Consider the following 11542-nt stretch of genomic DNA (forward strand, 5'->3'; position numbering starts at 1 on the left):
CGCTTGGAGGGCAGGGCGACATACCCGTCAGTAAGTCGTATCAGTACCCGAAGGATTCTCGGTTTCCATTGTGCTGCAACGGGTCACGGGTTCTCGCTGGAGTGGCCGGGGAAGAGGTGGGCGTCGGGGTCGATGGCGACGGCGGCGTTGTTGACGGCGGTGGCGGCCTCTCCGAAGCCGGTGGCGATGAGCTTGATCTTGCCGGGGTAGGAGGCGATGTCGCCCGCGGCGTAGACGCGCGGGAGGTTGGTGGCCATGGTGGTGTCGACGCCGATGCTGCGGTGGTCGAGGTCGAGTCCCCACTCCCCCAGGGGTCCGAGGTCGGCGGTGAAGCCGAGTGCGGCGACGACGGCGTCGGCGGGGAGTTCGCGTGCGCCTTCGTCTTTGACGTCGAGGGCGACGCCGGTGACGCGTTCGGTGCCGTGGATCGCGGTGACCTGGGCGTTGACGATGACGGGTATGCCGAGGTCGCGGACGCGTTCCACACTGGCCTTGTGGGCGCGGAAGCGCTCGCGGCGGTGGACGACGGCGGTGCTGCGGGCGATGCCGTGGAGGGCGAGGGCCCAGTCGAAGGCGGAGTCGCCGCCGCCGACGATGACGACGTCCTGTCCGGCGTGGGCGGCGAGTTCGGGGACGAAGTAGACGATGCCGGCGCCGTGGAAGTCCGCGGCGGCGGGCAGGGGCCGGGGCGAGAAGCTGCCGAGGCCGCCGGTGATGAGGACGGCCTGGGCCTCGACGCGTGTGTCCTGACCGGGGCCGTCGGCGGGGGCGAGGTGGAGGACGGGTCTGCCGTCGACGTGTTCGAGGCGTTCGGCGCGGTGTCCGAGGAGGTAGTCCGGTTCGAACGGGGCGGCCTGGCGCAGGAGGTCGGCGACGAGGTCGCGACCTTTGACGGAGGGGAGTCCGGCGACGTCGAGGATCTGCTTCTCGGGGTACATGGCGGTGATCTGGCCGCCGGCTTCTGGGAGGGCGTCGACCACGAGGGTGGAGAGGCCGCGGAATCCGGCGTAGTAGGCGGCGTAGAGGCCGGTGGGTCCGGCGCCGATGATCGCGAGGTCCACTGTGATGGCGGGCAAGGGTGATCACCGACTTCGTCGTCGCGGCAGTTGCCACGATCCTAGCGGTGGGAGGGCCCGGGTGGGGCCGCGCGAGCGCGCGGATTCGGCGCGGCCCCGCCCGGGGGTTCAGGCGCCGCGGAAGGGCCCGGTGACCTCGTAGGTGATGCCGCCGCTGGAGGAGCCGCTGGTGCCGCGCTGGGAGGAGAAGTAGAGGCGGTCGCCGGCGGGGTTGAAGGCGGGGCCGGTGATCTCGGAGGCGCTCTGGCCGGTGACGCGCAGGAACGGGGCCACGACGTCGTCGGGGGTGATGATGCAGATCTCCATGTCGCCGCCGTCTTCGGCGACGTAGAGGTCGCCGCTGCCGTTCGCGCCGGTGATGTTGTCGACGCCGGTGAGGGGTGCGCCGGAGACGTTGTCGTCGTAGACGGTGGCGAGGGTGTTCGCGTCGGCGTCGTAGGCCCAGACCTTGTTGTCGCCCTTGGTGGTGAAGAAGCAGATGCCGTCGGTGTAGTGGCAGCCTTCGCCGCCGTTGAAGCGCTTGGCGTTCGCGACCTGGTTGCGGGTGGCGGTCGGGGAGCCGTCGGGGTCGGGGACGGCGGCCCAGGCGAGGGCGCCGCCGGTCTCGGTGAGCACTTCGAGGGTGCCGGTGGCGAGGTCGCCCCAGGTGGTGGGCCGGAAGCGGTAGAAGGCGCCGTCGGAGACGTCCTCGGTGAGGTAGAGGACGCCGTGGTCGGCGTCGGCGGCGGCGGCCTCGTGTTTGAAGCGGCCCATGGCGTCGCGGCGGACGGCCGCGTCCTCGCCGTGGGGGTCGGTCTCGTAGACGTAGCCGCGGTCGACCTCTTCGCAGGAGAGCCAGGTGTCCCAGGGGGTGGCGCCGCCGGCGCAGTTGGTGCGGGTGCCGTCGAGGATGCGGTAGGCGTCCACGACGGTGCCGCCCGCGTCGAATCGGAGGGCGCCGGCGCCGCCGCCGGAGGAGACCTCGGAGTTGGAGACGTAGATCCAGCCGTCGCCGTCGGCGAAGCAGGCGCCGCCGTCGGGGGCGCCGTGCCAGGTGTAGGAGGTCCCGGCGACGGTCTGGGAGGAGCGGGCGACGATCCGGGAGGTGAATCCGGCCGGGAGGCGGATGCCGCGGGCGTCGGAGGCCTGGAGCGCCCCGTACGGGCTCGGGCCGGGGAGCGCGGGGTAGGCGAAGGAGGGCCGGGTCATGGTGAAGCCGAGTGCGACCGATCCGGCGCCGGCGACCGCGGCGCGCATGACGTTCCGTCGTTGCATCTGAGGTTCCTTCGATCGAGACGCAGCGTAAGTGCTGCCGCAGGCCAGCGTAGGGAGTTCGCGGCTTTTGCGAGTTGATCTCGCGAAACGTTCCGGTGTCGGACCGGCGTACGGACGCTGAACGCCCGGGGGAAGCGCCGCGGCTAGAATCGTGCCGGTGAAGACAGCGCTGATCACCGGCATCACCGGACAGGACGGCTCGTATCTGGCCGAACTGCTGCTCGCGAAGGGCTACACGGTGCACGGGATCGTGCGGCACGCCTCCTCGCTCATCGCGAACACCTCCCGGCTCGACGCGGTCTACCAGGACCCCCACGACGCCGAGCGGCGCCTGTTCCTCCACAAGGGCGACGTCACCGACGCGGGCCTGCTCAACAACCTCGTGCGCGACATCGAGCCCGACGAGGTCTACAACCTGGCCGCGCAGTCGCATGTGCGCGTCAGCTTCGACCTGCCCGACTACACCGCGAACGTGACCGCGCTCGGCGCGATCCGGCTCCTGGAGGCGGTGCGCGCCGCCCGCATCGACGCGAAGGTCTACCAGGCGTCCACTTCGGAGATGTTCGGCACCGCCGCGCCGCCGCAGTCGGAGACCACCGGGTTCCACCCCCGCAGTCCCTACGGCGTCGCGAAGCTGTTCGCGCACTGGGCGACCGTGAACTACCGCGAGTCCTACGACATGTTCGCCGTCAGCGGCATCGCCTTCAACCACGAGAGCCCCCGCCGCGGCGAGACCTTCGTGACCCGCAAGATCACCAGGGCCGTCGCCCGGATCGCGGCGGGCCTGGAGAAGAAGGTCTACCTCGGCAACCTCGACGCGGTGCGCGACTGGGGCTACGCGCCCGAGTACGCCGAGGCCATGTGGCTGACCCTCCAGCACGGCGCGCCCGACGACTACGTGATCGCCACCGGCAGGCCCGCGACCGTGCGCGAGTTCGCCGAGGCGGCGTTCGCGCACGCCGGGCTCGACTGGCGCGACCACATCGAGCACGACGAGCGCTACGAGCGCCCCGCCGAGGTGCCCGCGCTGGTCGGCGACCCCGCCAAGATCGAGCGGGAGATCGGCTGGAAGGCCCGCGTCCACTGGGACGAGCTCGCCCGCGTCATGGTCGACGCCGACCGAGCCGCGCTGAGCGGTTGACCCGAAGGGTTGAAGGCGTTCGCCTCCCGCAGGGCGCCCCAGGGCCTAGCATCGCGGGCATGACAGATCGCACCGCAACGGTCCTGCTGGGCGACGGCGTCGTGATGCCGCGCATCGGTTACGGCACTTACAAGGTCGGCGACGACGAGGCGCAGCGGGCGGTCGAGACCGCGCTCGCCACCGGCTACCGGCTCGTCGACACCGCCGAGATGTACGGCAACGAGGTCGACGTGGGCCGCGCGATCGCCGCCGCGCCCGTCCCGCGCCAGGAGGTCTTCCTGACCTCGAAGCTCTGGAACGACCACCACGGGGCCGACGCGGCGCCGGCGGCCCTGGACGCCTCGCTGGAGCGGCTCGGCACCGACTACCTCGACCTGTACCTGATCCACTGGCCCGAGCCGTCGCAGGGCCTGTACGTCGAGACCTTCGCGGCCCTGCTGGAGGCCCGCGACGAAGGGCTGGTGCGCTCGGTGGGCGTCTCGAACTTCCTGCCCGAGCACCTCGAGAACCTCCACGACGCCACCGGCGAGTGGCCCTCGGTGAACCAGGTCGAGCTCCACCCGTACTTCAACCAGGCCGCGCTGCGCGCCTGGCAGGCCGAGCGGGGCATCGCGACCGAGTCCTGGGGGCCGCTGGGCCAGCGCACCGGGTCGGTGCTCGACGAGCCAGCGGTGGTCGACGCGGCGCGCGCCCACGGGAAGAGCCCGGGGCAGGCGGTCATCCGCTGGCACCTCCAGCACGGCTGCGTCGTGATCCCCAAGTCCGCCAAGCCCGCCCGCATGGCCGAGAACCTCGACGTGTTCGATTTCGCCTTGAGCGACGCCGAGATGGACGCGATCGACGCCCTTGACACCGGTACGCGTCAGGGCATGGACCCGGCCGGGGGCTGAACGCGGGGAGGGCGGCCGAAGCGGTGCTTCGGCCGCCCTCGGCGTCCTCAGAGGAGCGTGCCCTCGGCGAGGCGCTTGAGTTCGGCCACATGGGAGGCGAAGGCGGCGCGGCCGGCCTCGGTGAAGGCCGCCCAGGTGCGCGTGCGGCCCTCGAAGGGCGACTTGCGGACCTTGAGGTACCCGGCGTCCTCCAATGCCTTGAGCTGCTTGCTGAGCACCGAGTCGCTGACGGCGAGGGCGTCGCGCAGGGCCGCGAACTCGACCTCGCTGACGGCCGAGAGCATCGAGCAGATCCGCAGCCGGTTGGGCGCGTGGATCACCTCGTCGAAGCGCGGCTCGGCGCTCATGCGGACTCGCGCAGCTCGGAGCGCAGGACCTCGTCGAAATGACGCCCCCAAACCACCGTCAGGACCGCGATGACGGCGCCGGCCACCGTGGAGGGCCACCACAGTTCGAGGCCGAGTCCCGTGATCGCGCCGCCGCCCATGATGGCGACGCCGACGATCCCGGCGACGGTGACGCTGCGGCGGGCGCGGGGCCCGCCGGACATGCCGTCGGCCCACACGCCGGTGAGGCGCCGGTAGGCGGTGGCGAGGAGGTAGACGCCGACGCCGAAGGCGGCGATCGCGCCCCAGACGACCGCCAGGCGGGCGCCGCTGCCCGCGACCGCGCCGAGGCCGCCGACGAGGAGGCCGAGGATCGGGTGGTACCACCAGGGCGTGACGAGGCGGTCGGCGATGTCCGAACGGGACTGCTCGACGGCGGCGAGGGCGACCTGCGCGTCCTGGGGGTTCATCTTACTTTCCATGACGGAAACTCTAACAGGTGACTTTCCACCGCGTCAAGTCGGGACTTGCCGGAACGGAAAATCGATGGAAAGCCGCCGGGTGGGCAATCGCCTTCCAACTGAGTAGGCTCGCGCCCATGACCCGACTGAGCACCGCGATCACCCTCTCCAGCGGCGTGGAGATCCCCCGCTACGGCTACGGCACCTTCCGGATCGACGACGACGGCGCGCAGGCGGCCGTCGAGACCGCCCTCGCCACCGGCTACCGGCTCGTGGACACCGCCGTCGGCTACGGCAACGAGGTCGGCGTGGGCCGCGCCGTCGCCGCCTCCGGCCTCGCCCGCGACGAGGTGTTCCTGACCAGCAAGGTCTGGGAGCACGGCTACGACGACGTCAAGCGCAACCTCCAGGAGTCCTTGGAGCGCTTGGGCACCGACCACCTCGACCTGTACCTGCTCCACTGGCCGCGCCCCGGCGTCGACAAGTACGTCGAGTCCTGGCAGGCGCTCCTGGACGCCCGCGCCGAAGGCCTCATCCGCAGCGCCGGCGTCTCCAACTTCACCGTCGAGCACCTCGCCCGCGTCGAGGCCGAGACCGGCGCCGCCCCCGAGCTCAACCAGGTCGAGCTCCACCCCTACTTCAGCCAGCCCGACCTGCGCGTCTACCACGCCGAGCACGCCATCGCGACCGAGTCCTGGGGCCCCCTCGGCCTGCGCGGCGGCGACCTGTTCGACGAGCCCGCCGTCACGGCCGCCGCCGAGGCCCACGGCCGCACCGCGGCCCAGGTGATCCTGCGCTGGAACCTCCAGCGCGGCAACGTGGTCATCCCCAAGTCCGTCACCCCCGACCGCATCCGCGAGAACTGGGAGGTGCTCGACTTCGAACTCTCCCAAGCGGACCTCGACGCGATCGACGCCCTCGACACCGGCGAACGCCAGGGCGGCGACCCCCTCGAAGTCGGCAACTGACGCGAGGCGGCCCGGGCGCGTGCGCCCGGGCCGTCCGTTCAGAACAGCGCTATCCACTCGGTGGCGGGAGCCGGCTCTTCCGGGCGGAACACGTCGCCGGTCTCGTCCTCCACATACTCACCAGTCGGCATGAACAGCACCGCGAACCCCGGCTCGTCGGCGGGCACCACGAACTCCACCACGTGCCACTCGAAGCCGTACTCGTCGGCCTCGACGCTCCACTCCGCGGGCTCGACGGCCTCCGATCCGTCGAACGCCGTCAGCGACCGCTCGGTGTCCAGCCGCCATTCACCGTGCCTGAAGACGCGCCACCAGCCGACGCGCACCCTGAGGTAGACGGAGCCGTCCTCCGCCCAGCCGAGCGTCTCCGACCACGCGGTGCGGGTCAGGTCCACCACGCCGTGCGAGTTCGACAGGATCCACCAGTCGCTCACCAAATCCTTGCGGTAGACCTGGTCCTCGTACTCGTATCCCTCGACGGTCACCGTCGCGAACTCCGGACCCCCGTAGTAGACCTCGATCGGGTCGATCCGCTCGCCGGAGCGCAGGTCCAGGCCCTGGGCGCGGCCCGCGTCCTCGACCCACAGGACCACGGCGCCGGTCTCTGGCACGGCCAGCACGAGGTACTCCCCCGGTCCGGGCACGCCGTCAAGGTCAATCCGGTTGTCGCCGACCGCGATCCACGCGGCCAGGTGGTCGGCGTCGGTCCGCACGTCAGGCAGGAGGGCGGGCCGGGTCGCGAACTGCACGAAAAGCAGTGCCGAGCCGGGTTCGGCGGGCGGCAGGTCCGGGAAGGCGGCGGTGAGTCGCGCATTTGCAGGCGGCACCGCCCGCCGCTCGAAGGAGCACCGCAGACTCAGCGAGAAGTGCGCGCCGCGAAGGTCCGCACCGTCGAGCTCCGCCTCGTCGCACCACGGTTCGCGCTCCTCACCGGTCAGCAAAGTCAGCGGCGCGGTGCGCAGGAAAGCCCCAGGACCGACGCTCCCTGCGGCGCCGAGCCCGGTCGCGGCCAGCACGGCGAGGGCCGCGAGCACAGTGGCCAGTCGTCGGATCATGAGGGTCCCCCCGATAAGGCCGCGGCCCGGGCGAAGGCACGGACCGCCGCATTCCTGTTGTCGGCGTTCAGAAGTCGGGCGACCACTCGGTGGACGGGGGCATCTCGGAGATCCTGAACACCTCGCCGGTCGCCTTGTCGATCACCTCGCCCGCCGGAGTGAAGAGCGCCTTGAACTCCGAGACGTCCGCAGGGACGATGAAGGTGGCCTCGTGGTCCTCGGCGCCCCGGTTGCTGTAGGGGGTCACGGTCCACGCCGCGGGCAGGAGCGGTTCGCCGTCTATGAACACCGACAACGCCTTCTCGGTGTCGAGACGCCACTCCACCGGGTCGTAGCTCGCGCCGCACCAGCGGAACGCCACCACCAGGTACACCGACCCCTCAGGGGCCCAGCCCGACTCCTCGGTCCAGGCCGTGCGCGTGAGGTCCACGAAGTTCCAGCGGCAGCCCACGGACCATGAGCTCGTGTCGCCGTAGAACACGACGTCCTCGTACTCGAACCCCTCGACTTCGTCGGTCCAGAAGCCGATGTCGCCGTAGTAGGCGCCCACCGGCTCGACCTGCTCGCCGGTGCGCAGGTCGAGCCCCTGGGCCCGGCCGGCGTCCTCGACCCAGAGCACGGCCGCCTCGTCCGTCGGCACGCTGACCACGAGATGGCCTCCTAGCGCCGGTGCCTCCGCCAGGTCGACCCGCTCGGCACCGGCCTGGATCCAGGCCGTGACGAACGCGGGATCGGTCTTGCCGTCGGGCAGGTGGTCCGCCTGCGAGGCGAACTGCGCGAACAGGAACTCCGTGCCCGGCGCGGCGGGCCCGAGCACGGCGAGCCGGATATCGGTGTCGGCCTGCGCGCGAGGAACGGCGGCGTCGCGGAACAGGCAGCTGATCGAGAGCGTGAAGTGCGGGCCGCGCAGGTCGGCGGGTGCGGCCGACACGTTCGATGCGTCGCCGTCGTCGCACCACGGGTCGGCGCCGCCGCCGAGCACCAGTTCGTACGGCTCGGTCGGCGCGGGCGTCCCGTCGCCGCTCGCGCCGAAGCCTTCGTCGATGGCGAGGACGGCCACGGCCACCAGCGCCAGCAGGAACGCGGGCCTGCGCATGAGCAGGTCTTTCAGGTCTTCGTAGCGGGCCCTCGGACCGGGCCGGGGGCCGAGGGCCTCTCGACCGGTCAAAACGCGGCCGTCCACTCGGTGGTGTCGGGCGTCTCGTAGAGCTGGAAGACGTCCTCGCCCTCCTCGATCAGTTCGCCGATCGGCGTGAACGCGACCGTGAATTCCTCTTGGTCGGCGGGGACCTCGAACAGCACCGTCTGGTTCGAACCCTCTTCGTTCGCCGAGACGTCGCTCTCGCTCCAGTCGATGGGCGACGCCGCGTCCGCTCCGTCGCCTACGACCAGCGCCTTGTCCGTGTCGAGCTTCCAGTCGACGTCCTCGAAGCCCTCGCTGGTGCCCCACCAGAACGACACCACCAGGTACACGGACCCCTCGGGGGCCCAGCCGCGGTCCTCGAGCCACACCGCGCGGGTGAAGTCGACCCGGTCGGAGAAGCACTCCACGATCCAGCCGCCGGTCTGCGGGGTGCCGAACTGCACGTCCTCGTACGCGAATCCGTCGTCGGTCGTGTCGCGGTCCATGCCGAGGTAGTACGCCTCCACGGGGTCGACCCGCTCGCCGGTGCGCAGGTCGACGCCCTGCGCGCGGCCTTCGTCCTCGACCCACAGGACCACGGCGTCGTCCTCGGGGGCCGTGACGACGAACCAGGTTCCGGGGCCGGGGAACTCGTCGAGCTCGAACTCCTCGTCCCCGGCCTGCACCCAGGCCGTGACCGGTGCCTCATCCCACTCGGGACGGAACTCGCCGGTGGTCATCACCTGGGCGGCGACGAACTCGGCGCCGACCTGGGCGCGCGGCAGGTCCGCGATGTTCACGGCCTCCTGCGCCGCTTCGCGGGGCAGCGTCGCCCCCGAGAACGCGCAGGCCAGGGTGAGGCCGAAGTGCGGACCCACCAGGCCCGCGTCCGGCACGGCCCCTTCACCGCCCTCGGTGCACATCGCCCCGCTCTCGCCGGTGTAGAAGTCGTAGTTCTCGGTGCGTTCGAGGATCGGCGCGTAAGAGCAGCCGGCGGCGGCGATGAGCACCACTGCGGCGCAGAGGTATCGGAGTATGCGGGGCATGTGCGGGATCTTTCGAACAGGAGCCGGTCCGGCGACGGGCCGCCGAACCGGATCAGAACAGTTGGGAGCAAGAGGGCGTGGCGAACCGGGTCAGAAGGTCGCGGTCCAGTGGGTGTAGTCGGGGTCCTTGTCCAGGGTGAAGACCTTGCCGTTGTCCTTCTGCGTGATCTCGCCGATCGGCGAGAAGAACGCGGTGACCTCGGCGACGTCGGCCGGAACCTCGAAGATGAAGGTGTGGTGCTCCCAGCCGGGACTGTCGCTGTCGAACGACTCCAGGTGAGTCACCGGTTCGTACCATTCCGAGCCGCTTCGGAGTTGGAGGGCCTGGTCGGTGTCGAGGGCCCACTCGGTGTCGGAGAACGAGGTGCCGCACCACCAGAAGCCGACCTCGATGAGCACCGATCCTTCGGCGGCCCAACCGTAGTCGCCGCTCCACACCGCACGCCGCATCGAGGAGCGGTCGTGGTCGCAGCTCATGATCCACGACCACCCGCCGGCGCCGTTGAAGCGGACCTCGTCGTAGTCGTAGCCGTCCAAGGTCCTCGACCCGAAGTTCGGGCCGCCGTAGTAGGCCTCGACCGGATCGACCTGCGCGCCGGTGCGCAGGTCGAGACCCTGGGCGCGCCCCTCGTCCTCGACCCAGAGCACCGCGCGCTCGCCCGAGGGGACACTCAGGACGATGAAGTCGTTCCCCGCCAAGTCGTTGAGGGAGAAGCGCTCCGCACCCGATTCGATCCACGCGGTCGACAACGCCAGTTCCTCTGAGTAGTCCGGAACGAAGGTGGCCTGGCCCGCGACGATCGCGAACAGGAACTCCGTGCCCGGCGCCGCAGGGGGCATCGACGCGAGCTTGTCGTTCAGCATCGCCTGCGCTTCGGGGATCGCGGTCCGCTGGAAGAGGCATTCGAGGCTGAGCGCGAAGTGCGGGCCGCGCAGGTCCGCTTCGGGAACGCTCGCGGCGTCCCCGTCCTCGCACCACGGTTCGTAGTCGGAGCCGGTGACGAGCGTGTACGGGGCGGTGCGCAGGAACGAGCCGGGGGCGACGCTCCCGGCGAAGGCCGCCGCGACGAGCGCCAGGAGTGCCGCCGACAGGAAGAGGTTTTTGAGGGTGCGGAGCATGGGCAAGGGCTTTCGCGAAGGAGGGATCGGGGAGGGGACGGGTGCTTGCGGCCTAGAAGACGAGCTCGCGTTCGATCGGGTCGGGGGTGTACGCGAACGCGTAGTCCGCGCCGCCGTCGAGGTTCTCCAGATCGCCGATCGGGGTGAAGACGAGCGTCGCGGCGGCGGCTTCCTCGGGGATGGCGAAGACCGCTTCGTAGCGGAGGTCGCCGTGGAACTCCTCCCCCAGTTCGAACTCCGTCCAGGACAGCGCCTGCGCGGGGGCGTCGCCGGTCCGGGCCGCGAGCGAGCCCTCGCCGAGGTGCCACAGGATGCCGGGGTCCTCGTAGCTGCACCAGGTGAAGGAGACCTCCAGGAAGACGGTGCCCTCCTCGGCCCAGCCGAGCTCCTCGCGCCAGACGGAGCGCTGGCCTTCGAGGGTGTCGCTGCCGCAGGTCACACGGTAGGCGTCGGTGTCGTTCACGATCGACAGGTCCTCGTAGGCGAACTGGTCGATCACGACCGGGTCCGTGGTGAGGCCGCTGTAGTAGGCGGCGACGGGCTCGACCCGTTCGCCGGAGCGCAGGTCGATGCCCTGCGCGCGGTCCTCGTCCTCGACCCACAGGACGACGTCGCCACCGGTGGGCACGGTCAGCGCGATGTAGCCGCCGGGTGCGGGCAGCGCGTCGAGGGCCAGCTTCTCACCATCGGCCTCGATCCAGACTCCGGCGACCTCACCGGTCTCGGCCTCGGCCTCGTAGGCGTCGGAGAGCGCGAACTGCGCGATCACGAACTCGGTGTCGGCGTCCGCCTCCTGCAACTCGGAGAGATCGCCGGAGTCGACGGCGTCGGGGATCTCAGTGCCGGTGAAGGAGCACATGAGCGACAGGGCGAAGTGCGGTCCGCGAAGGTCCGCACCGGATTCGAGGAGTCGGGACTCGTCCCCTGGCACGCACCAGGCGGAATCGGCGTCGCCGGTGAACAAGGAGTACACCTCGGTGCCGCCGAAGAACGGCAGGGACGAACAAGCAGAGAGGGTGGACGCCGAAACGGCGAGCGCGATCGAGGGGCCGACCCTTTTCAGTTGTGTTGCGGGCATACGGC

At 70.8% G+C, this 11542-nt stretch carries 12 protein-coding genes; 3 read left to right on the top strand and 9 right to left on the bottom strand.

Annotated features, from left to right (window positions below; translation table 11 throughout):
- Positions 1-83: 83 nt before the first annotated feature.
- Positions 84-1067 (bottom strand): NAD(P)/FAD-dependent oxidoreductase, encoded by a 984-nt coding sequence (locus E9998_RS09345; RefSeq protein ID WP_204745369.1) that lies wholly within the window; start codon positions 1065-1067, stop codon positions 84-86.
- A 117-nt stretch (positions 1068-1184) separates the two neighbouring features.
- Positions 1185-2330 carry an alkaline phosphatase PhoX gene (locus E9998_RS09350; protein ID WP_136529449.1) on the bottom strand — a complete coding sequence of 382 codons (1146 nt, stop codon included), beginning with the start codon at positions 2328-2330 and terminating at the stop codon, positions 1185-1187.
- Between the two features lie 151 nt (positions 2331-2481).
- Between E9998_RS09350 and gmd the strand changes: the two genes are divergently transcribed.
- Together gmd and E9998_RS09360 are read left to right on the top strand one after the other, a co-directional pair.
- On the top strand, positions 2482-3471 hold the full coding sequence (gene gmd, locus E9998_RS09355; RefSeq protein WP_136529450.1) for a GDP-mannose 4,6-dehydratase: 990 nt from the start codon (positions 2482-2484) through the stop codon (positions 3469-3471).
- A gap of 59 nt (positions 3472-3530) precedes the next feature.
- Complete coding sequence (locus E9998_RS09360) at positions 3531-4361, top strand: aldo/keto reductase (RefSeq protein WP_136529451.1); 831 nt, start codon at positions 3531-3533, stop codon at positions 4359-4361.
- Positions 4362-4408: 47 nt separating this feature from the next.
- On the opposite strand, the gene E9998_RS09365 is transcribed toward E9998_RS09360, so the two are convergent.
- Both E9998_RS09365 and E9998_RS09370 read right to left on the bottom strand, forming a co-directional pair.
- Complete coding sequence (locus E9998_RS09365) at positions 4409-4708, bottom strand: winged helix-turn-helix domain-containing protein (RefSeq protein WP_136529452.1); 300 nt, start codon at positions 4706-4708, stop codon at positions 4409-4411.
- Positions 4705-5169, bottom strand: coding sequence for a hypothetical protein (locus tag E9998_RS09370; RefSeq protein ID WP_136529453.1), 465 nt, complete (start codon positions 5167-5169; stop codon positions 4705-4707). Before E9998_RS09370 ends, E9998_RS09365 begins: the two co-directional genes overlap by 4 nt.
- A 116-nt stretch (positions 5170-5285) precedes the next feature.
- Here E9998_RS09370 and E9998_RS09375 point away from each other — a divergent pair, with 116 nt between their 5' ends.
- The gene (locus E9998_RS09375) at positions 5286-6116 is read left to right on the top strand and encodes an aldo/keto reductase (protein ID WP_136529454.1); all 831 of its coding nucleotides are present in this window, start codon (positions 5286-5288) and stop codon (positions 6114-6116) included.
- 38 nt (positions 6117-6154) lie between these two features.
- Here E9998_RS09375 and E9998_RS09380 read toward each other — a convergent pair whose 3' ends face one another.
- The 5 genes from E9998_RS09380 to E9998_RS09400 all read right to left on the bottom strand — a co-directional run bounded on the left by E9998_RS09380 (position 6155) and on the right by E9998_RS09400 (position 11537).
- A complete protein-coding gene (locus E9998_RS09380) occupies positions 6155-7171 on the bottom strand; it encodes a hypothetical protein (RefSeq protein ID WP_136529455.1) in 1017 nt (338 codons plus the stop codon).
- Positions 7172-7238: 67 nt separating this feature from the next.
- Positions 7239-8339, bottom strand: a complete 1101-nt coding sequence (locus E9998_RS09385) for a hypothetical protein (RefSeq protein WP_136529456.1) — start codon at positions 8337-8339, stop codon at positions 7239-7241.
- The gene (locus E9998_RS09390) at positions 8336-9340 is read right to left on the bottom strand and encodes a hypothetical protein (RefSeq protein WP_136529457.1); all 1005 of its coding nucleotides are present in this window, start codon (positions 9338-9340) and stop codon (positions 8336-8338) included. Before E9998_RS09390 ends, E9998_RS09385 begins: the two co-directional genes overlap by 4 nt.
- 90 nt (positions 9341-9430) lie before the next feature.
- On the bottom strand, positions 9431-10459 hold the full coding sequence (locus E9998_RS09395) for a hypothetical protein (RefSeq protein ID WP_136529458.1): 1029 nt from the start codon (positions 10457-10459) through the stop codon (positions 9431-9433).
- 52 nt (positions 10460-10511) lie between these two features.
- On the bottom strand, positions 10512-11537 hold the full coding sequence (locus E9998_RS09400; protein WP_136529459.1) for a hypothetical protein: 1026 nt from the start codon (positions 11535-11537) through the stop codon (positions 10512-10514).
- Positions 11538-11542 lie beyond the last annotated feature (5 nt).

Origin of the sequence: Glycomyces paridis (assembly GCF_004912155.1) — a bacterium.
Classification (GTDB): domain Bacteria; phylum Actinomycetota; class Actinomycetes; order Mycobacteriales; family Micromonosporaceae; genus Glycomyces; species Glycomyces paridis.

Coding starts and splice junctions, on each gene's coding strand:
- E9998_RS09380 (WP_136529455.1), bottom strand. CDS start 7,171: ATGATCCGACGACTGGCCACTGTGCTCGCGGCCCTCGCCGTGCTGGCC.
- E9998_RS09400 (WP_136529459.1), bottom strand. CDS start 11,537: ATGCCCGCAACACAACTGAAAAGGGTCGGCCCCTCGATCGCGCTCGCC.
- E9998_RS09360 (WP_136529451.1), top strand. CDS start 3,531: ATGACAGATCGCACCGCAACGGTCCTGCTGGGCGACGGCGTCGTGATG.
- E9998_RS09395 (WP_136529458.1), bottom strand. CDS start 10,459: ATGCTCCGCACCCTCAAAAACCTCTTCCTGTCGGCGGCACTCCTGGCG.
- E9998_RS09365 (WP_136529452.1), bottom strand. CDS start 4,708: ATGAGCGCCGAGCCGCGCTTCGACGAGGTGATCCACGCGCCCAACCGG.
- E9998_RS09350 (WP_136529449.1), bottom strand. CDS start 2,330: ATGCAACGACGGAACGTCATGCGCGCCGCGGTCGCCGGCGCCGGATCG.
- E9998_RS09370 (WP_136529453.1), bottom strand. CDS start 5,169: ATGGAAAGTAAGATGAACCCCCAGGACGCGCAGGTCGCCCTCGCCGCC.
- E9998_RS09375 (WP_136529454.1), top strand. CDS start 5,286: ATGACCCGACTGAGCACCGCGATCACCCTCTCCAGCGGCGTGGAGATC.
- E9998_RS09390 (WP_136529457.1), bottom strand. CDS start 9,340: ATGCCCCGCATACTCCGATACCTCTGCGCCGCAGTGGTGCTCATCGCC.